The sequence below is a fragment of the Nostoc punctiforme PCC 73102 genome (genome assembly GCF_000020025.1).
In the GTDB taxonomy this organism is placed as follows: domain Bacteria; phylum Cyanobacteriota; class Cyanobacteriia; order Cyanobacteriales; family Nostocaceae; genus Nostoc; species Nostoc punctiforme.
On sequence record NC_010628.1, the window covers coordinates 7566994 to 7587233 of the forward strand.

18 protein-coding genes and 1 tRNA gene are annotated in these 20240 nt (G+C 38.5%); 11 read left to right on the plus strand and 8 right to left on the minus strand.

Annotation, left to right across the window (positions count from 1 at the left end; translation table 11 throughout):
• Positions 1-176: 176 nt before the first annotated feature.
• From NPUN_RS31055 to NPUN_RS31070, 4 genes are all read left to right on the plus strand, one after another.
• A complete protein-coding gene (locus NPUN_RS31055; RefSeq protein ID WP_012412350.1) occupies positions 177-1271 on the plus strand; it encodes a hypothetical protein in 1095 nt (364 codons plus the stop codon).
• Between the two features lie 426 nt (positions 1272-1697).
• The gene (locus NPUN_RS31060) at positions 1698-2054 is read left to right on the plus strand and encodes a hypothetical protein (protein WP_148220383.1); all 357 of its coding nucleotides are present in this window, start codon (positions 1698-1700) and stop codon (positions 2052-2054) included.
• Positions 2055-2360: 306 nt separating this feature from the next.
• Positions 2361-2588, plus strand: a complete 228-nt coding sequence (locus NPUN_RS31065; protein WP_041565742.1) for a hypothetical protein — start codon at positions 2361-2363, stop codon at positions 2586-2588.
• Between the two features lie 196 nt (positions 2589-2784).
• Entirely contained in the window at positions 2785-3684 is a 900-nt protein-coding gene (locus tag NPUN_RS31070; RefSeq protein WP_012412352.1) for a hypothetical protein, read from the plus strand.
• Positions 3685-3941: 257 nt separating this feature from the next.
• On the opposite strand, the gene NPUN_RS31075 is transcribed toward NPUN_RS31070, so the two are convergent.
• From NPUN_RS31075 to glcD, 8 genes are all read right to left on the minus strand, one after another.
• Positions 3942-4148 carry a hypothetical protein gene (locus NPUN_RS31075; protein ID WP_041565743.1) on the minus strand — a complete coding sequence of 69 codons (207 nt, stop codon included), beginning with the start codon at positions 4146-4148 and terminating at the stop codon, positions 3942-3944.
• A 247-nt stretch (positions 4149-4395) separates the two neighbouring features.
• Positions 4396-4713: a hypothetical protein gene (locus NPUN_RS31080; RefSeq protein WP_012412353.1), complete on the minus strand. Its 318-nt coding sequence runs from the start codon at positions 4711-4713 to the stop codon at positions 4396-4398.
• Positions 4714-5611: 898 nt separating this feature from the next.
• A tRNA-Lys gene (locus NPUN_RS31085) sits at positions 5612-5683 on the minus strand.
• A gap of 63 nt (positions 5684-5746) precedes the next feature.
• The gene (locus NPUN_RS31090; protein ID WP_012412354.1) at positions 5747-7999 is read right to left on the minus strand and encodes a sensor histidine kinase; all 2253 of its coding nucleotides are present in this window, start codon (positions 7997-7999) and stop codon (positions 5747-5749) included.
• 344 nt (positions 8000-8343) lie between these two features.
• Entirely contained in the window at positions 8344-8907 is a 564-nt protein-coding gene (locus tag NPUN_RS31095; protein ID WP_012412355.1) for a hypothetical protein, read from the minus strand.
• Positions 8907-10154 carry a glycoside hydrolase family 10-like protein gene (locus NPUN_RS31100; RefSeq protein ID WP_012412356.1) on the minus strand — a complete coding sequence of 416 codons (1248 nt, stop codon included), beginning with the start codon at positions 10152-10154 and terminating at the stop codon, positions 8907-8909. Before NPUN_RS31100 ends, NPUN_RS31095 begins: the two co-directional genes overlap by 1 nt.
• 414 nt (positions 10155-10568) lie before the next feature.
• Entirely contained in the window at positions 10569-11084 is a 516-nt protein-coding gene (locus NPUN_RS31105; RefSeq protein ID WP_041565744.1) for a hypothetical protein, read from the minus strand.
• A 471-nt stretch (positions 11085-11555) separates the two neighbouring features.
• The gene (gene glcD, locus NPUN_RS31110; protein WP_012412357.1) at positions 11556-13028 is read right to left on the minus strand and encodes a glycolate oxidase subunit GlcD; all 1473 of its coding nucleotides are present in this window, start codon (positions 13026-13028) and stop codon (positions 11556-11558) included.
• A 638-nt stretch (positions 13029-13666) separates the two neighbouring features.
• On the opposite strand from glcD, the gene NPUN_RS31115 reads away from it, so the two are divergent.
• The 7 genes from NPUN_RS31115 (at position 13667) to NPUN_RS31140 (ending at position 20119) form a co-directional block, all read left to right on the plus strand.
• Positions 13667-13927, plus strand: coding sequence for a CTB family bacteriocin (locus tag NPUN_RS31115; protein ID WP_234711011.1), 261 nt, complete (start codon positions 13667-13669; stop codon positions 13925-13927).
• 234 nt (positions 13928-14161) lie between these two features.
• Positions 14162-14284, plus strand: coding sequence for a hypothetical protein (locus tag NPUN_RS44315; protein ID WP_272913946.1), 123 nt, complete (start codon positions 14162-14164; stop codon positions 14282-14284).
• Positions 14285-14950: 666 nt separating this feature from the next.
• Positions 14951-16459 carry a beta-barrel domain-containing protein gene (locus NPUN_RS31120; RefSeq protein WP_012412358.1) on the plus strand — a complete coding sequence of 503 codons (1509 nt, stop codon included), beginning with the start codon at positions 14951-14953 and terminating at the stop codon, positions 16457-16459.
• A gap of 172 nt (positions 16460-16631) precedes the next feature.
• Positions 16632-18800: a peptidase domain-containing ABC transporter gene (locus NPUN_RS31125; RefSeq protein ID WP_012412359.1), complete on the plus strand. Its 2169-nt coding sequence runs from the start codon at positions 16632-16634 to the stop codon at positions 18798-18800.
• Positions 18801-18830: 30 nt separating this feature from the next.
• Positions 18831-19148, plus strand: coding sequence for a hypothetical protein (locus NPUN_RS31130; protein WP_012412360.1), 318 nt, complete (start codon positions 18831-18833; stop codon positions 19146-19148).
• A gap of 320 nt (positions 19149-19468) precedes the next feature.
• A complete protein-coding gene (locus NPUN_RS31135; RefSeq protein WP_012412361.1) occupies positions 19469-19711 on the plus strand; it encodes a hypothetical protein in 243 nt (80 codons plus the stop codon).
• 222 nt (positions 19712-19933) lie between these two features.
• Positions 19934-20119 (plus strand): hypothetical protein, encoded by a 186-nt coding sequence (locus NPUN_RS31140; protein ID WP_041565746.1) that lies wholly within the window; start codon positions 19934-19936, stop codon positions 20117-20119.
• Positions 20120-20240: the final 121 nt, after the last annotated feature.

A 20240-nucleotide genomic window follows, 5' to 3' on the forward strand; every position in this document is an offset into this window, starting at 1 on the left:
GCCTGTTCAGTGCTTGCCGTATACGTGAGTGTTGTACCCTCTTGACCACAGACATTTACACGCCCAAAGGTTATGAAGAAAACTACTCCAGAGTAATTATTGCTAAATAGGTGCGATTTTTCCTTGTAGCTTCAAAAACTAAGTGTTACTATTTACTAGTAAATCGCATATCTACTATGAACAATAATTCTCAAGGAAATCAAAGTAATCCAAACAATCAACTTATAAGCATTTCTAACACTAATTCTAATACAGGTGGATATGTAACTTTACCTATAGCTTCAGACCAATTTCAAGAATTTATTGTAGCTCTTTTAGGAAGACCACAAACTATTGAGAAAATAATTGCTGGAAGTTTTGAGTTAAATTGGAACGATATACAAAATTTTAATGATTTAATAGACCAAAGGTTAACTCAAAAAAATCAAGCTGTTCTTATTAGTTTTCAATCTAAAATTTATTTTAATGATGATTCATCTATACTATTAAACTCTTTTCAAGAATTGATTACTTATCGGGAAATAAGACCAATTATTCCAACAGCTTTGGATATGAGTTGGGATTATTTAATTCATTTTAATAATAAACAACATCCAGAGAAACAAACTATAGATATACACATACAGACGGCTTATCATGAATTAGTTGGTATAGGTAGAAATAAAAGGAATGAAATAATGTTAGAAAATTATAATATAAATAAAAATTTTATTCAATTATCAATAAAGTATACAGCTAGAACATGGGGAATGGATATGCAATCTCTACTAGCTTCTCAAATAAATTCTCTAATAAAAATAGAAAATAGTCAAAAAAGATTTGTTAATAAACATAGTACATTAATCGGAGCCATTTCTGGTACAAGCTTTTTTCTAGGTTCTATTATAGGAACATATTTAGCTAGTAATGCATTTATAAAAAATAGATTAAATAAAGTAAATTATGATTTAAACAGAATACAAACATTACCAGACAAAATAAATATAATTGCACAATACATAGTAAATGGAGAAACACCAAGATATTACTTGTTAGCAGCTATTTATATATTGCTTTCCTTAATAGCATCTTTTATAATATTTGCAATAGTTTTTGATAAAGCAAATAATGAAAAGAGAAGTTTTATTCTATTAACAGATAAAGCAATTCAAGATAAAGAATCTACTCTGAAAAAAATAGATAAAAAATGGAAAGAGTTTATATTGTCTATTGTGATTAGTTTTATAGTAAATGTTCTATCTAGCTATCTATTTGCTTACATAACACGTTGATACTATTTTTTGTGTATGTCTAGACAGTAGAACTTAAATAAAGTGTAGTTACAATTTGAAAATATTAGTTGTTAAAATACTGTTCTCATAAGCAGAATTCTGATAAGTAGGTACAAAAAATCCCTACCGTCCAGTGGCAGTGAATGAAGCTCTATAAGGTGGTCGCCTACCATCTTTTAAATACGGAATTATCCCGTATTATAAAGTCATCGCAAAAACCGAGGACTTGACCACCTTTTAAATAGGCTTTAAAAGCCTTTTATGAGATTGTTGTATTTTTCTACAACCTGACCATTGTTAAAATTGGCTAGGGTTTTATATTTTAGTAACGTATAATTAAACATTTTTAGGTTCAGCATTTTCACTTAATGAAAATAACGTAAAAATAGGTTAACTTTGAAAAGTTAATTTACTGAAATGTTTAAAATGTCAGAGAATATTCAACTTTTCTTCACATCTATTACGATAATTTTACAAGATATCAAGGAATTAAGCGTTAAATATAAAAACGAGCCTAGATTAGGGTTAACAGAAATTATTAAGATAGCTCAAAGTCAAGGTTATGACTTAAATATAGAAGAATTAAAAAAAGTCATAACTACTTTTATGGATTTTAAAAAAGAAGAATTAAAAAATAAAGAATACAAAACTAAAACAATAACCTTAGAAGGATGTAGTAATAAAGCTGTAACAGGTAATGAGACTTATGACCAAATAACTTATTATTGCCTACAGTATTTGGATAACGATTTTTTAGAATCAGTATATCAACAAAAATCATAACTCTATAAATCTGATTTATTCAGATTTAGACCCTAGTCGTTATTGGCTAGGGTTTTGAATTGTTCAAGGATACGTAGAGAGTGAACTGTGTCAGGTGCGCTCTATAGTGGGGAGTATTTTATTCTATAGAGGACACCTGACACAGAGGCTAGGATTCTTACTCAGAATAGGTTACAGCGATTTAGCTCACTTAGCGGATTTTGGGCAAACAGACACCTGACACAGCAAATTTTAAGTATTTTAGATACCTGACACAGTACTATTTTAGACAGATGTTTGGGCTATCGACTTCCACAGTGACCAACATTGCCAGAGATAAATGTTGCTGACGCGGATGTTACCGAGCATGATTCTAGCTTGATAGATAGTAGTGTAGAACTTCTAAGAGAGTTTCTAGCCGACGGTACTTTAACCTGGGATATGGTCATAGAGTACTTTGATGAGGTAGGTAAAGAAGCTGAGAAACTGATATGGGAGTTGCTGACGTTAGGTGAACAATTACAAATCAGAATGTTAAAGTCATTAGCCGCTTAAATCAGTGATAGGCAGTATCTATTCTGGGGATTATATATTAGTTTGATACTTTCTTTAGAATTTCTAATGCAGCATCTCTTATTTGCTGTGCTATCCCCTATATAAAGCACCGCAGGGGTATTTTTTAATGCTCATTGTATAGATGTGTTTTAAAATGCGATACCATTACTAAGTAGTTTTAATAGTTAACTAGACTATGACTAACCCTAGTGGAAAAAAGTGGACTTTAATTTCAGTTCTGACAATTGTACTGACTACTTTAAGTATATATTCTATTGTAGTACTTAATCCAGCCTTCTTCTGTTCTATTTATCATTTACTTGGTATACCATCTAGTTTTTGTTCAGATAATAAAAATATATCCACAGTAAAATTATTTATATTAAATGAAAGAGGTGAGCATTTGTCAGATGTAGAGGTTGAATTTATAGGTATTGATTCACATACTTATTACACTGACAAAAGTGGTTTGGTAGAGGCTCAAATTAAAAATCAAGGAAATATTTTAATTCGTATGACTGCGAAAGGTTATCCTGTAGAAACATCTTATCTAGATTTAGATACACCTCAGAGTATTATTCAAAATATTCGACTTGACCAAAGTGGAAAGTCAACTATTATTTCTCAGTCTCCTAATCCTTCGGTTACACCAACAGTTACACCAACAGTTACACCAACAGTTACACCAACAGTTACACCAACAGTTACACCAACGATTAGCAATCTACCTTTAACTGTTGTGCAGGATAATGTAACTTGGGTGTTAACTTCCTGTACTTTAAAAAAGAATATTATTTGCAATTTTGTACTTAGTACAAGTCTTCCAGAGATAAATTTTGTAGTGGCATTGAACAATGAAACCGAAATAATAGATGATTCAAATATTGAGCATTTTGGAGTCCAAGCTACCATACCAACTAAAAGTGGTAGTGCAAGTAGTCCTCTTCAGTTTAAAATGGTGAAAGGTGGAACGACTAAACTTAGTGTTGAATATCAAAAATTATCCTCTTCTATTACGCAAGCAAATCGATTGAAAGTTTCGACTAGTGGATATGGATATACAGTGGTTTTTGAAAATGTTCTTATTACTCAATAGTTTAGTTATTGCTTAGGATATTTAGAGTTAGTAACAGATGCCAAAGGTTGTGTTCTCCTATAGGGGAGAGAACACGAATTTTTTCAAAATAAATCTAATCACTAAGCAAATATTTCCACCAAGCAAACCATTTTGAAATAAGTTGCCAGAAACCATGTACTCATAATTAAATAGCACAAACCTCGTCTATTTGATTTAAACGAGGTTAGTACAGAAGTATTAATCAAAGTATTAATCAAAGTATGAATAGCTGTGGTTTAACGATTTAACCTTTGTACAACTCCGTCAATTGTGTCTGTTTTTAATGCTACTGGGTCAATTTGAATGCTCAGTATTGTGTTGCAACTTGGGCAGTTATAAGAAATACAATTCCATGCATCTTTGCCATTTACCTTTCCTGCAATATTTTCAATATTTATTGAAGTAATCATGGAATCACATTTTGAACATTTTCCAGCAACCATCTTTTATTTCCAAACTATAGTTCTAAGATGGTATAGATGTACTAATAAAAAGTTAACCGTATAAACACTTTAAATTATTTTAATAAATTATGGAAATATAGGTTTACTAAGTAGTACTACTTATAAGAACTTGGATTCTAGTTAACAAAATTCTAACAACTAACTTGGAAAGGTAGCAAAATAAAACCCCGTCTATTTAATTTAAACGAGGCTAGTATAAATTGCAACTTTAGTTGAATAGCTAATTTTAGTTTTCGTGATAATGTCCTAAATCAAAAGCAGCAATGATGTGACTACTGTTTATTGTTGCAGTCGGGTAAGTTGAAGGTGCGATTAAAAAAGGCATATTTGAGATGCTTAGAGGTGGGGTGCCAACTAATAAATTTACTTCTCTCCAGTAGGAACCGTCAGGCATTAAAGTAACTTCATTTATTCTACTAATCCCAATAACAGTACCACTTGTAGTAAGTAGACCATAGTAAAATTCGTCTTGTCTAAGTCTTAGTTTAATCCAAGGTGGTAAATTTTCTTCAGTAGGAGTAAGTTTTTGAGTTTCTTCAGACATGGTGATTCTCCTTAGCAATATCAATCTAGTATTCCCGTCTCTAAATTAAAAACTCTAATTTATTTTTGTTTGATTGAGTAAGTTATGAAAACTGGGCTTTACCAAAGCTATAGAGAAAAAGCATTCTGCAATCTATCAAACATAGCGCTTTTAAACAGAATTACTTATTAAAACTTGGCAAAATAGAAGCTTGCCAATAGTAGCAAGGTTAAAGGTCTGGACAGTGTGACCGTGATTATTCCTTGGTTTTTAACTTCCATACCATTTACGCTTACAGCACTACTCCATCTAAAAATGGTTATTATAGGTTCTAACTTATGGAAATGACTATGAACCTGAAACAAAAAATAAAGGCTGTGTAGCTCAATCTGAGAGGAGTTATTTACCACAGGATAGCTGCTACAAGGCTATAGCAGATTTGCCTTACATCTTAATGTTTCCCAGTCGGAGTAGTTAAATAACGTATGGAAAGTAGAAATTAGATATTTTCTAACACTATTTTTATTAATTAAGAGTCCCGTTTCCTTTAGATTCCCTAGCAAGCATAAAAAGTTGGATGAAAATATACTGAAGTATGTAAGGTATGCAACTTTTTGCATACCAAAGTGCATACATATAAATATAGGTGATAGTACTCTACCGCAGAGACAGTACCATTATGAAATCAACTTGATACACAAAATATTAAAAAAGTCAAGTTTGATATAAATTATATTAAAAACTTTCTAACAAGTTCTTAGGAATTATCGGAGACAGGTTTTATAAATGAGTTATAACCAAAAATTATATTAATAAGTCTGACATATAATTTTTCTGTATTCCAGCTATCCTTTGCAATTCTGTCTCATAGGGTAGATTAGTTTTATCCCGTGAGAGAAAACTAGGATAGCTGGGATAGTGGGTGACGAGGGATTTGAACCCGCAACCAATAGATTAAGAGTCTACTGCTCTACCGTTGAGCTAGTCACCCACACGAATAACCATCATAGCACAACTTCTGAGAATTTAGCTAGTGACACGCCCAAAAAACGGATTAAAGGGGGAATTTGATGATGAAAGTGGTTTGACCGACTCCACTCTCTACATAAATTGAGCCGCCTAAATGTCTGACCATTTTCTGCACTAATGCTAATTCCAGTCCAGTGCCGCTGTGTTTCCAAGGATCGTGTTTGGAAAGGTGATAAAAAGGCTCAAAAATCCGTGACAGTTCATTGCTGGTAAGCTCTAGTCCAGAATTGCTAATATTAAGCTCTACTGCATCCCCTCTTAAGTGGGTAGAGACTGTGACTGATTCACCTGCTGGGGTATATTTGCAGACATGGTTGAGTAGTTCGGTGATAATCCTCTCCATATCCGTGATATCTGTCTCTAAAGGCGGGAGTGCGCGATCGATACTCAGTTTTAACTGCTGTCGCTGACAGTTGGTGAGGTCTCGAAAAGACTCGACAATGGGCTGAAGCCAGCTTTGTAAGTCAATGGCAATCAAAGTTGGGGGTTCGGGTTCTGCTTCAAGATATGTGAGTTTGAGTAGATCGTTAATTAACTTGCTTTCTCGCGCACACTCGTTATGCAGAATCTGCAAGAGTTGTGGAACTATTTCTATCTCTAATATTTCTGCTGGTGTTAAGACACTTTCGAGGGTTTGGACTGCAAGGCTGATGCTAGTTATTGGGGTTCGCAGTTCTTGAGAGAGATTTCGGAGAAATTGGTTTTTGAGCCGATCGCAATTTTCTAATTCTTTAACTTGTGTCTGGGTTTGTTGGTAAAGTTGGGCTTGCCGAATTGCGATCGCACATTCATTGGCAACCTGCTGCACTAACTCAATTTCAAATTCATCAAATGCCTCTTGTGATGGTCTTGTCAACCAAAGATTTCCCAAAATCCCTTGAGTATCGAAAATTGGACAAGCCATCTGGGACATAACCAATAGGTTTGGTTGCCATCCAGGGGCAATTTCTAAAAATTGCAGAGGTTGTTTTTGCAACAAGGGTTGATAAACTTCCAGACGGTCTGCAATCTGTCTAGTCAGTTCTTGACACTGTGGTAGGTTGTTGATGCTGCTGTACTCGTAGGCAATAGTTACCAGGGTTTGACAGGGGCTATAGAGTTCAATTTGGCAACGTTCAAGGGTCAGTAACTCTGTTAATTCCTGAGTGACAGTCTGCAACACCTGAGTTTCATCCAGACGATCGCGGATTTGTTCTGTCATCCGTCGCACCAAGGCTTCAAAGTTTCGTACCTGCTGCAACTGATTTTTGTGCTTCTGTTTTTGCAACTCTATTTCGGCTTTGAGATCCTTAAGCTGCTGACGAAGTTCTGCTTGTTGCACAGCAATGCCGATTTGAGTTGCCAGTTGTTTGAGTAAGCTAGTTTCTGCTTGCTGCCATTGACGCGATTCCTGGCAATGATGGGCAATCAATAGCCCCCACATATCTTGCTCTTGGAAAATCGGCACGACTACATTGGCTTTAATCTGCAAAGATGCCAGGAAATCTATATGGTAGGGATGCAAACCTGCTGCATAAATATCCTCAACAACTTGAATGCAACCTTGCCCGTAGTGTTCTGGATGTTTGCCACTAAAGCAGGGATCGATGATGTTTTTTCCCAATAGTGAATCGCTTGCAGCGACGCTTGCGGCAACAATTACCCCACTGCCATCAGGCTGGAAGCGATAAATTAGAATGCGATCGCAATTCAAAAATTGTCGCAGTTCAATTGTTGTCTGATGCAGAATTGTCTCTAATTCTATAGATTGGTGAATCCGTCCGGCGATCGCTTCTAACAACTGCTCCCGTTCAAACTGGAGTCCGACTGCTTCTTGGGCTTGCTTCACAGGGGTGATATTGCTACTAGTACCAATCAGTCGATAAATCCGGGAGTTAGCATCTCTTAGTGGCGTGAGAGTCGTACTCCACCAAGTAGTAACCCCCTGGAATTGCAAACATTGTTCGTAAGAAATAGTTTTACCAAATAGCACACAGTCAGCATAGTGCTGACGCACCCTCGCAGCATCGATGGGGGAGAGAATATCCTCTGGTTTTTTGCCTCGGAGATCGTCTGAGCGAATGCCTATCCACCGCTCATGAGTGGGATTAAGTGCCACATACTGAAAATCTCCATCCTCTAGAACATCTACTACAAAGATTGATGCCTGCACAGAATCGTACATGCTCAGTAGAAATTGCTCGCTACTATTTTTCTCATCTACTTCTGTGCCAAAGATAATTTGAGGGGGCGATAATTTTGTCAACTCCATAGTTGATTCTGCTGGATTTTTATTCATGCGAGAGTCCCTTTCTGGTATTACTGACTCTTCTAGGCGCTCTCTTATCGTTATGCTTGTAGTAGATGCACTTTAGCGCCTATAGCAAAGTATTGTCAGCTGTTGCTCATCGAAATTTAAATCTTTCTCTACTTCTGGTCAGAAATCTAGGAAAGCTAATAGAAGTCAGCTTAACAAATCCTGCTTTTTGAAGGCGAAAATACATTTGCAGTTTAGGGCAAATTTAATGATTTTTTGAACAGTTTTCCAAGATTTTTGCATATACTTAAGTACAATTATCATATTATATCAATTAATTTTACAATTCTTAATAAACTTATTGGGTGAGGCAGGGTAATAGGAACTCACGACCGCAATTTATGAGCATTCATTCCGGTGAGGATACCAACTAGCAGCCAAGTGATAGCTAACCCCATAACTTCGCCTAAGAATAGTTGCGTTAAGTGGTGTAAAATCATCCCCACAGCAGAACCCACGGGGACAGCAACAGCCCAACTGATCGAAGAGACAAATATCCATCGCCACGCCACAGGCTGGGGAATTGCTAACCATTGTGTCAATCCAATTCCCAAGCCACCAAGTGCGCCATAAATCGCTCCCGACAGGATTCTCAAAGGAAGAATCTGAATGCTGGGTACAATCCAACCTACTGCACCAATACCGATCGCAGTGATGATACTCCAACCCAAAAGACTTGACAAAATCCACCTGATGCAAAACACAGGTTCTTTGAGAAGACAACCTTGAGGAAGTGCGATCGCAAATCCGCCGATAGCTGCTTCTACCACCCCAACATCTGGCTGATCGCCAACTTCAATAAAAAGTAAACTCAATAAAAAACCGCCACAAGTAGCGATAGTCCACAGCAGTGTAAAGCTAAATCTAGTATTTTCCGGCGCGAATGGCATCAAAGTTTTTTTGGTTTGAATTGTCTGACAGTTCTAGCATTAAACATCTCAAAAAAAGCTTTGCGTCGCTGTTGGGGCGATTCCGGTACAATGTAACCCCAGAGACTCTCCCAGTAGAAAAACGATATACCATTAAAATTGCGATCGCGTACTGCTTGAACCTGTTCTCTAACTTGTGCCATTTTCACAGGATTACGCACCGTTCCCGTTGATATACCAATTTCTACAGGAATTAGACTTTGAGCCAATTTCACAGATGGTTGTTCTAATTGAGCAATAAAAGAGCTTTTATCATTTCGATAAACCTGCAAAATTAACTCATTAACTAAACCTTTTTTTATCCAATTTTCCCAATCTTGCAAATAGTATTTGTAGGCAAAAGCTTGATAGTTTGGAGATAGGGATATTTTGATTTTGGGTTTCACCGCCTTCACAGCTTGATAGAGTTCTGCCATGAAATCAGTAATTTTGTCTGCCCGCCAACGCATCCATTCTGAGTTAAAAGGGTCGATGGGAGGACTTTTGCCTTGATGTTCTTGCTGGTAAAGTTCAATCGTGAAGCGATCGTAGCCAAACTGTACTGGCATCCCAAAATGGTCGTCAATCTGAATACCGTCCACATCATAATCTCTGACTACTTCCAAAATTAGCCCTCGGATAAACTCTTGCACTTGCGGATGTAAGGGATTCAACCAAGCCAGTTTACTTACTAAACTATTATCAATTTCTTCTGGTGGTGCATCTTGGATAGACTTTATACCTTCTTGCCCAATTGTTAACCAGTCGGGATAACGCCTTGCTAATTGTGAATAATGCGGTGTCATAAACCCATATTCAAACCAGGGAATGACTCTCAAATCTTTCTTTTTGGCAAGTGTCACTATCTTTGTTAAAACATCCTGTCCACCGTGCATGAAATTGAGGAAAGGTTGAGTATCTGAGCCTGTAGTCATTTCAGCTACAGCACTTTTATAAAAAGTATGTCCTCGGTTCCAAACCACAGGATAAATTGTATTAAAATTGAGGGACGATAATTGGTTTATAGCCCGGTTAATGCCCCAAGGGACAAATAGTACACCACTAGCAACATTAGTGAGCCAAACGCCGCGAATTTCTGTAGGTAAAGGAATTATCTTTTGGGAATAAATTGGGAATGAAGAAACTGAAGAAAATGAAAAAACTGTTAAAGTGACCACTAATCCCAAACACATTAAGTAAGAAACACAACGGCGAGCAAACCGATTCATTTGTAAGCGTGACCTAGTGCGATCGGAATATTATATATAACTACAAAATAAAATTGTAATTCTCCGGAGTATGTGAATAAATGATGATTAAATAACAATTCAGGAGTCAGAACAGTTAAAGAATATAAAGTCAATTTTGTTCATAAATATACTTACAGCTATTTTCAGGTAAATAGACCATGCAAGTAGGGGCAATTCATGAATTGCCCCTACAACAGATAACAGATGTGGTTCAAATACATGAAAAGTGCTGTAACGATACCAAAACCTAATACTGAGATTTCGCGGTATCTACAAAATAAAGAAACACCTAAAAACTCATTTGAATTTACTACAAAATAGAAAGTCAGTGATGCCAACGACAGCACTGACTCCTAACTTCATACAATAATTATTTTATTTTTTGGAAGTGCCTTAGTTCTGGATCGGCACCCTGAGCATAAGCGCACCCACCTGGTCTGGCGTGGGACCGACCGGGAAATTGACGTGGCAGAGGGCACACTCCGCCCTTAAGTTGCTGAGAGGGATCGAGCGTCGATAGTACCATTGATTGTCTACCTTCTGAACGGACGTGTATGCCTGCCCCGCCATTGCCAGCGCGTTTGCCTGAAACTCGAAGTTGTCGCGGGGGCGATCGTTTTCCCGGAGCGGGTCAACAGTGCCAACCAGCCGCATATCCTTGTTCCGATCGTTAAATATCAGCGAGATGGACTGCTTGCCCTGCTCTACGTTCTGTGCAGTAGTTTCGTCGAACTCCTGCGTCAGTGCAGCGAACAACGTGTTGAGCATGAGATCGCTCGTCTGTTGAGCGATCGCAACCTGCTGATTTAGGGGTGGAATTTCATAACCACGGGCAATTGCCGTGAAACAGAACCCGATGACGAGTATCAGCACAAAAATCCCATATTTGACTAACTTTCTCAGACGCATTCTCTTATCCCTTGGTTCTATATTCTTTGGTACGGAGTTACTAAGTCAGTCAGACTGACTCAGCAACTCCGCATCACGGATAGAACCTTTACCCTGCCTTTTCATAAAAATTCGAGCCTATCAAGATGACCCAGACTCAGCCTTCGTCAGCTTGTAAAACACTTACAGCTTTCAGTTTGCAGGAGCCGAAATAATCTATGGTAAGCCGCTAGAAAAGCAAAAAATTTCCAATATCCTGTCTGAGGAAGAGGGTTTTTATTCTTTTGTTAAGCTCAAATGTGAAGCTTAATACGCAGAATTTTACCAATTTACCCGGGAAAATACAATACTGTAGCTGTCTATTTAATACAGCAACAAACCAAGGTACTTTTTCTGGCGATCGCAACGCTACACCAAGCTTTTGATCTAACTTTCTCCATCCTGTAAAAAGTCAAAACTTCATAAACTTATCATCTTCTTCATCATTCCTTATTAAAATCTTTCCACACCTTCAAATTGCTTGATAGCTGATGCATTTGCTGCTTCACCACAAGTTCGTGGTGTGGGGAATATCTTTTCAGGATTTGCTAACCCTTTGGGATTAAAAACTTGTCGTACCCATTGCATAGTTTCTAAATCAACTGGGCTAAACATCTGTGGCATATAGCACTTTTTCTCTGCACCAATGCCATGCTCACCAGAAATACTCCCACCAACTTGGACACAAAGTTTGAGAATTTTTCCACCCATTTCCTCTACTTGTTCCAATGCTCCAGGCACAGAATTATCATAAAGAATTAATGGATGAAGATTGCCATCACCAGCATGAAATACATTAGCAACACGATAACCATATTGTTCGCTTAATGCCTCAATTTCATGCAGAACAAAAGGCAACTGAGTCCGGGGAATTACACCATCTTGCACATAATAATCTGGACTTAAATGCCCAGCCGCAGCAAAAGCAGCTTTACGTCCTTTCCATAATTTCAATCTGGTTTCTGGATCGCTAGCAGAAGTGACATTTCGTGCCCCATTCTTTTTACAAATTTCAGTCACTCGCTGCTTATTTCCTGCAACTTCCACTTCTAGCCCGTCAATTTCGATTAGCAAAATAGCAGTAGCATCGCGGGGATAACAATTTGTGGCGACAACATCTTCAACTGCATTGATGCTGAAGTTATCCATCATTTCCATACCGCCAGGAATAATTCCAGCGCTGATGATATCAGAAACAGTTGCTCCAGCAGCTTCAATACTGGTAAAATCCGCCAACAGTACGCAAATTGATTCTGCACTTTTGAGAATTCGCAAAGTAATTTCTGTGGCAATTCCTAAAGTGCCTTCAGAACCAACAAACACACCTGTTAAATCATAACCAGGCATTTCGGGTATTTGTCCGCCTAAATCTACAATTTCCCCTTCTGGCGTGACAATTTTTAATCCTAAAACGTGGTTAGTGGTGACACCATATTTAAGACAATGTACGCCACCAGAGTTTTCAGCAATGTTGCCCCCAATAGAGCAGATAATTTGGCTAGATGGGTCAGGAGCGTAGTAAAAACCAGCACCACTAACGGCTTGTGTTACCCAACTATTAATCACGCCCGGTTGAACAATTGTGCGCTGATTTTCCAAATCAATGCTGAGGATTTGCCGCATTAAGGAAGTGACAATCAAAACAGAGTCTTCTACTGGTAAAGCACCGCCAGATAGACCAGTACCAGAACCGCGTGCGATGAAGGGGATAGAATACTGATTGCATATTTTTACCACTTGGGCAACTTGTTCTGTTGTTCTAGGTAATACTACTACAGCCGGACGTTGGCGATAGCCAGTTAAACCATCACATTCATAAGTAATAAGTTCTTCACGGCGTTGCACTACGCCATTTTTGCCAAGGACAACCTCGAATGCTTTGATAATAGGTTTCCAGTTGTGTTGTTTTTTATCTTGGGTCAGCATAGTTTTAAAGTTCACTATAGTAACTTAGAGTTTAAAACAATACCCCAACTTTTTGAGTGATTTGTCATAGTTTTGAGCGGTTAACGACGGTTTGGCCATTGCGGCGTTCTTTCTTGCTTTACTGCTCTAGAACTTACGACAGGTTGTCTATTTGTCGCAAATGGTTATGTATTAGTTGCAAAGACTTAAGTAAAACTGATTAATGATTCCCCACTCATCATGTCAAAGTAGTGGCAATACTTCTCGCTTTGTGGATTTCTAATTCGGAATCGGGTTTGGGGTAAAGGGTAAAGGGTAAGGGTTAAAGGTTTTTTCTTTCCCTTTCCCCTTTACCCCTTAACCGAGAAGTATTGAAAGTAGTGGTTTTAGATATGCCAAATTTATCAATATATGTTCAAATAGTTTAAATCAGTTTGAAAATAGCAAATATTGACCATTCTTGCTCTAGCGCATTGGTATATCTAAAAAAAAATCTTGATCTTATATCTACCTTAAGAAACAAAAATACAATTTGGTTTTATGTCTTCAGGTTTATGAAATCATGACAAACAATGCCTATAGTTGGGTCTTAGGTAGTCACATACCTAATTTCGTAAGTGAGGCTAACAATCATGTCATATCAAATCAACAGATCTAAGTTGTTTGTCGAGTTATTTGACGAACAACAAGAGCTAATCGCTGGTGGTGTAGACTCTCAGAGAAATCAGACCAATTTCGCTAGAAGACTTACAAAGTTAGACGGAAGGAGCAGATCTGGACCTCAAGGCAGCGAAGCTAACAGTCAAGGCTCAAATGACGGTACTCAGACATCAGCATCACAGGCCTTACAATTAGGTGGTGCTGCTGTTCTACCTGCACTTGCCTTACCTCCTTTATTACCAGGTCTGTTTACCGCTTAGATTGATTATTTCCACAGGTAATTTGAAAAAATCAGCTATTACATCATCAGAGCATTTAGCAAATTTAGGCAGAGAAAGAAGAGAAAGTAAAAAATAAAATGCCAAAAGTATTTTTTGTACTTGTTGGCTTTTATGACTTTTCTTAGTTTAAATTTGCAACTTTGAATCGAGTAGCTGATTACTATAGAGACTACCTGTCTACTTTCACCACACAGCACCACCAATTTTATCATTGTGGTGCTGCTGGATAATCTGGAAATTCTAAGTTTCCGCTTCTTAGCCGATAGATATTCTACATCTTCATCATCTATCAAAATCATCGGCGAAAAGAGTATCAACGAGAAAGTTGTGAGTTAAGGTTTTCAACCATCCAAGAGCGAATCTATTTTTTGTAAGACTTGTTTTTTACTATCTATCTTTTTTACCTGACCAGAAATCCAAATAAGTAATTTCAATACTTGTCTGTTATTTGACTCTGCATAGAAACCAACCATCCAGATTCAGGGTGTAGGTTTGTAGTTAAGATTGTTTTGTTTATAAATAAAAAAGGGGGCAGAGGAGTTTATTGTAACTCGCTCAACGTAAGTGAGGACTTTGAGGGAGTTTGAGCGTTCTCCTCTGTATTCTTACCGCGTTGCCCGCGTTTGAATCTTGAGAAAGATAAATTCGCTTATCTTGTCGCGCACATCTTTCTCTTCCCCTTTTACTAATTATAGACAATCATAAAACATTATGCTGGGAATTTTTAGCAGTATATACTTTCTCATTCTTGAATTTGGCAAACACTCCTGATGATAGCCCATTTCACATTGTGATTAGCTATCTGATTAATCTTGGCAAGATTAACATAGACTTTAATTCTTTAATATGCCCTGTGGCGTATGACCAAAGATATATATTTTTTTGTAGCATCTGATTTGCAATCAATGTATGTAAGATAATCAGCTTTGCAGCAAAAGAATTGGGGTTGATATTATATAAATCTGAGCTTTTGACGTATACATTTTCAAAAAATGATCTAACATGGCGAACTATTTAGTCCGCGAGGAAAACTATTTTGGAAATAGGTTTAATGAACCCAATCCAGAACAACTCCATGTAGTTGATGTTAACGAGTTTCTCCCCCATCTCAGCAAATGGACTAACATTGGCGGAGGAATTTTACTTACTACCTTTGTGGCTGCGATCGCTCTTACATCTATTCTCAGTTACAATGTCACGGTCAAAGTTCCTGCAAGTATTCGACCTGTAGGAGAACTACGGGTTGTTCAGTCTGCTATGGCTGGAACCGTTCAAAACATTGATATTCAAGAAAATCAGGTGGTGGCTCAAGGACAAGCGATCGCTCAAATTGATAATTCTCGCCTTCAGACTCAAAAGAGTCAACTAGAAAATAGTATTCAGCAAGGTAAATTACAACAAAGTCAAATTAATGCTCAACTGGGTGAAATCGATACCCAGATTGCAGCGCAGACAAACTTAACCAACCGCACGCTTATTGCTGCACAAGCTGAATTAGATGGGACACAACGCAACTATCAAGATCAGCAAATTAAAGCTGCGGCTGATATGACACAAGCACAAGCAGCTTTAATCTTAGCCAAGGTACAACGCGATCGCTTACTAAGGGAAAAAGTTTTAAGGGCAACTGTACAAGAAGCAGAAGCAGCTTTGCAAGTAGCCAAGGTGCAACGTGACCGATTGCAGCCGATAGTCGCATCGGGATCGGTTTCTCGCAATCTGTTTGAGGAAAAAGAACAAGCAGTTATATCTGCTCAGGCGAAGCTAGAAGAAGCTAAAGTTACTGCTAAAAATCTTTTGGAGGACAAAGAACAAGCCCTAAATATCGCGCAAACGAATTTAGAAAAAGCTAAAACCGCAATTAATGCCAGTAATGCTACAGTAATAGTGGCATCTGAACGGATTAAGCAGGAACGGGCTAGAGGTGAGGCTACTTTAGCCGCTTTGAAAAAAGAACGAGAAACCTTACTCCAGCAACGCCTTGAACTCCAAAAACAACTCGCTAGCAGCAGCAAAGATTTGCAACAGGTTCAAACCGACTTGAATTTGAGTGTGATTCGATCGCCAATCGCCGGAACACTGTTGCAATTGAATCTTCGCAACCCAGGACAAGTAGTGCAGCCAAGTGAAGCGATCGCTCAGATTGCTCCTCTCAACGCTTCTTTACTACTTAAAGCTCGTGTGCCGGCTCAAGATATTGACAAGGTAAAAGCAGGACAAAAAGTTCAAATGCAAGTTTCTGCTTGTCCCTATCCAGACTACGGCACTCTCAAAGGAACTGTCAAAACAGTTGCACCAGATGCTTTACCTGTAAAAAATAATGGAAATTCAGGTGTAGCCCAGATAGTTGCTTATGAAGTAACTATTGAGCCACAAACTTCATATTTGAGTAGAGGCGATCGCCAGTGTCATCTGAAAGCGGGTATGGAAGGTAGGGCTGATATAATTTCCCGCCGAGAAACAGTGCTTCAGTTCATTCTCCGCAAAGCCAGATTCATCACAAATTTTTAATCAACGCCGTGTCGGGTGCAACTTTCTCTCAGACCTAACCCCCAACCCCTTCCCTACTAGCGTTGGGGAGCAAGAATCAAAGCCTCTCTCCCTGTGAGGGAGAGGAATGGAAGCGGGGTTCTAAAGATAAGTTGCACATCCCGTTAATCACTCATTTAATAGGTCTGTAACCATGTTCGATCTATTCAAACCCCATAAAAATTACCAGTGTGTTTTGCAGTTGAGTGAAGAAGACTGTGGAGCCGCCAGCCTTGCTTCAATTTGCAAACATTACGGACGTTTTTTAAGCATAAATCGCAGTCGAGATGCCGTTGGAACTGGACAGCTAGGAACAACTTTGCTGGGTTTAAAGCGTGGATCTGAGAATCTGGGTTTTAATGCCAGGGCAGTGAAAGCTTCACCTGCGATCGTGGATAGAATCACAGAAATCAATCTACCAGCAATTATTCATTGGCGGGGTTATCATTGGGTTGTTTTATACACCAAGCGCGGCAATAAGTACGTTATTGCCGATCCAGCTGTGGGTATCCGTTATATTAACCAAGAAGAGTTAACAGAAGCTTGGAATGGGGTGATGCTCTTACTAGAGCCAGATCCAGTCCGCTTTTTTGAGCAGCCCGCAGAAGAAGCAAAAGGTGGCTTAAGTCGCTTTTTAGTACGCATCTTGCCTTATCGTGGACTGCTAACTCAAGTTTTAACGATCAATATTGTCTTAGGTCTGTTGGCTCTAGGTACTCCCGTCTTGATCCAACTGCTTACAGATGATGTACTTGTGCGTGGAGATACCCAGTTACTCACTGTTGTGATCTCAGCCGTTGTAGTTATGAGCTTATTCGGCAGTACTTTGCAACTATTGCAGGCGATTATGATTGCTCATTTTGGGCAGCGACTGCAATTAGGATTAGTCTTGGAATTTGGGCGAAAAATTCTCCAATTGCCTTTAAATTACTACGAAGCTCGTCGTAGTGGTGAAATCACTAGCCGTCTGCGAGATATCAACGACATCAACCAGTTGGTATCGCAAATTGTAGTTCTTTTACCTAGCCAATTTTTTGTTGCCGTGGTTTCTTTTGGCCTGATGCTGTTTTACAGCTGGAAACTGACAATGGCAGTCGTAGTTTTTGCTGGGTTAATTACCCTCTCTACGCTACCCTTTTTACCCATCCTCCAACAAAAAACCCGCAGTCTCTTAGTTTTAGGGACGGAAAATCAAGGTGTTTTGGTGGAAACATTTAAGGGCGCACAAGTAATCAAAACTACAAATGCCGCTCCGCAGTTTTGGGATGAATTTCAAAGCCGCTTTGGCTGCCTTGCTAACTTGACTTTTAGCACCATCCAAATCGGTATTATCAACGGTACTATTAGCAAGCTTATAGCTAGCCTTGGTGGTGTGATTTTACTTGGTTTAGGAAGTATCTTGGTGATTAATGGGGAATTAAGCATTGGTCAAATGTTGGCTTTTAACGCCTTACAGTTCAATGTTCTGGCTTTAATTAACTCACTGGTTGGCTTAGTAGATGAATATTTTCGCTCTCAAACAGCAATTTCTCGCCTTCTAGAAGTTATCGATGCGACACCGGAAGTAGTCGGAGGTAGCCAAAAGCCGGTTGTCCAAATTTCTAGTGATGCAGACATTCGCTGTTCCCATGTCCAATTTCACCACCCTGGCAGAGTTGACTTATTAGAGGATTTTTCTCTCAAACTTCCTGGAGGGAAAGCGATCGCTTTGATTGGTAAGTCAGGTTGTGGTAAAAGTACTTTAGCGAAAGTGATTGCAGGCTTATATCAGCCTAACTCTGGCAATATCCGCATTGGTTTCTATAACATCAACGACCTTTCCCTGGATTGTTTGCGACAACAAGTAGTCTATGTACCCCAAGAACCTCATTTCTGGAGTCGCTCAATTTTAGAAAACTTCCGCTTAGGAACACCTTATATTTCCTTTGAGGAAATTGTCAAAGCTTGCCAGATAGCTGATGCAGATGAGTTTATCAGCCAACTTCCGAATCAGTATCAAACAGTTTTAGGGGAATTTGGGGCAAATATCTCTGGTGGACAAAGACAACGATTAGCGATCGCTAGAGGCATTCTTACCAATCCACCTGTACTGATTTTAGACGAAGCAACAGCTGGACTCGATCCAGTCAGTGAATCTCACGTACTAGACAGGCTTTTGGAATACCGAGAAGGCAAAACTACTATTTTGATTACCCATCGTCCCAGCGTAATTAATCGAGCCGATTGGATTGTACTACTAGATAAAGGTCAGGTACAAATACAAGGCGATCTTGAGACTTTTCTCTCTCAGCAAGGAGAGCATTTAAAGTTTTTATCACTGTAAAAAATAGTCTTTGTATGAGCAAATAAAACTATGTCTGAAAATACCAAATCCCATCATCCTGAATGGCTCAGTGATTTGTCGGAAAAAGAACAGGAAAACTTAGCTGCTGGGCAAATCACAAATATACCTGGCGGAAGTAATTTTTTTCTCCAGCAAACTAATATCCAAAGTGCGGCAGACAATACATTAAAGCTTGTAAGTGGTGATGTTTCTTCACAAAAAACTAGATATAGTTTGTCACAATTTACTATTGGATCTTCCATAACGTTTGGTTTACCAAGCTCTAGTTTAGGAGAGAATAAATGGAAAAATTTAATTGCCAATCTATTAAATAGTATCTTCTCATAAAAGTTATTTTTTGGAAAATAAATCTTCTAGACGTAGAGGCACAATTACTCGTGCCTCTACATTTGTTAATAAGATATAGATATCTCAAATCTTAGGTTCCTAAGTCAAGATAAAACTTGAGGTATTTATCAATATTTGGTGCGGTTTTACCAATATTAAAATGCAAAATTATTTTGATTTTTATTTTATTTTTCATGAGTCAAAAGGAATAAGTTTGTTATTATTATTTCTAACCTGAGAATAATTTAAACTGTCAAAAAATAATTACTATTAAAAATATAGGTGAATAACACCTATGTTAGTAAGTGAGGTAAAAAATTATGTCAAATCAAATTACCATGTCTGATTTGCTTGTGGACTTATCTACAGAGCAACAACAGCTTCTAGCTGGTGGACAAAATGGTGAAGAAGGAGACTCAGGCGATCAAGAATCAGGTGATGAAGGAGCGGTTGATGAAGAGCCTTCTTCCGTTGGTGGAGGCCCATCTCCAGGCACTTCCCGTCGTAAACGATTCTTTATTAGTGGTATCGTGAGTCTCCGTAAAATCCCAAGGTGGTCCTAAACTTTGGAATTAGTGGGGAAAAGAAAAGCTCATAATAATTCTCTCAAGATAAATTCAATTTTGAGAAAGGATTTGAGCAGTCTCCTATAACCAGACAAGGGGCTTAAGCCCCTTGTTAAATATAGGTAAACTCCGTTTACTTCAGAGAAAAGTACAGCAAAAGCTGTCTCCCTCAAGGCACTAGCCATTCTTTTGCACTGTACAAAAGTGAGGCAAACAATTATGTCATCTCAATCCATCCAATCCGATTTGCTTGTCGAGCTATCCATAGAGCAACAGGAGCTTTTAGGTGGAGGTTACGTCCGCAGGTGGGGCGGCGGTTTGCGTCCTAGATGGCGCGGCGGTTTGCGTCCTAAATGGGGCGGCGGTTGGCGTCGTGGATGGGGCAGTCCCAGATCCTGGTACTAAGCCTATTTAACTTGCACTTTTTGCCGTCTGGAATACTTGCAACAAGGCTTTCCACTCCCAATGCTAAAAAACCAACAGATGATAAGAAATATGCCGAAGTTTGCAAGTCAGGGCAGAACAA

What these genes read in the sequence shown, in the direction of transcription:
- NPUN_RS31055 (WP_012412350.1), top strand. Translation starts at nt 177, where the DNA reads ATGAACAATAATTCTCAAGGAAATCAAAGTAATCCAAACAATCAACTT.
- NPUN_RS31060 (WP_148220383.1), top strand. Translation starts at nt 1,698, where the DNA reads ATGTCAGAGAATATTCAACTTTTCTTCACATCTATTACGATAATTTTA.
- NPUN_RS31070 (WP_012412352.1), top strand. Translation starts at nt 2,785, where the DNA reads ATGACTAACCCTAGTGGAAAAAAGTGGACTTTAATTTCAGTTCTGACA.
- NPUN_RS31075 (WP_041565743.1), bottom strand. Translation starts at nt 4,148, where the DNA reads ATGGTTGCTGGAAAATGTTCAAAATGTGATTCCATGATTACTTCAATA.
- NPUN_RS31080 (WP_012412353.1), bottom strand. Translation starts at nt 4,713, where the DNA reads ATGTCTGAAGAAACTCAAAAACTTACTCCTACTGAAGAAAATTTACCA.
- NPUN_RS31090 (WP_012412354.1), bottom strand. Translation starts at nt 7,999, where the DNA reads ATGAATAAAAATCCAGCAGAATCAACTATGGAGTTGACAAAATTATCG.
- NPUN_RS31095 (WP_012412355.1), bottom strand. Translation starts at nt 8,907, where the DNA reads ATGCCATTCGCGCCGGAAAATACTAGATTTAGCTTTACACTGCTGTGG.
- NPUN_RS31100 (WP_012412356.1), bottom strand. Translation starts at nt 10,154, where the DNA reads ATGAATCGGTTTGCTCGCCGTTGTGTTTCTTACTTAATGTGTTTGGGA.
- NPUN_RS31105 (WP_041565744.1), bottom strand. Translation starts at nt 11,084, where the DNA reads ATGCGTCTGAGAAAGTTAGTCAAATATGGGATTTTTGTGCTGATACTC.
- glcD (WP_012412357.1), bottom strand. Translation starts at nt 13,028, where the DNA reads ATGCTGACCCAAGATAAAAAACAACACAACTGGAAACCTATTATCAAA.
- NPUN_RS31120 (WP_012412358.1), top strand. Translation starts at nt 14,951, where the DNA reads ATGGCGAACTATTTAGTCCGCGAGGAAAACTATTTTGGAAATAGGTTT.
- NPUN_RS31125 (WP_012412359.1), top strand. Translation starts at nt 16,632, where the DNA reads ATGTTCGATCTATTCAAACCCCATAAAAATTACCAGTGTGTTTTGCAG.
- NPUN_RS31130 (WP_012412360.1), top strand. Translation starts at nt 18,831, where the DNA reads ATGTCTGAAAATACCAAATCCCATCATCCTGAATGGCTCAGTGATTTG.
- NPUN_RS31135 (WP_012412361.1), top strand. Translation starts at nt 19,469, where the DNA reads ATGTCAAATCAAATTACCATGTCTGATTTGCTTGTGGACTTATCTACA.
- NPUN_RS31140 (WP_041565746.1), top strand. Translation starts at nt 19,934, where the DNA reads ATGTCATCTCAATCCATCCAATCCGATTTGCTTGTCGAGCTATCCATA.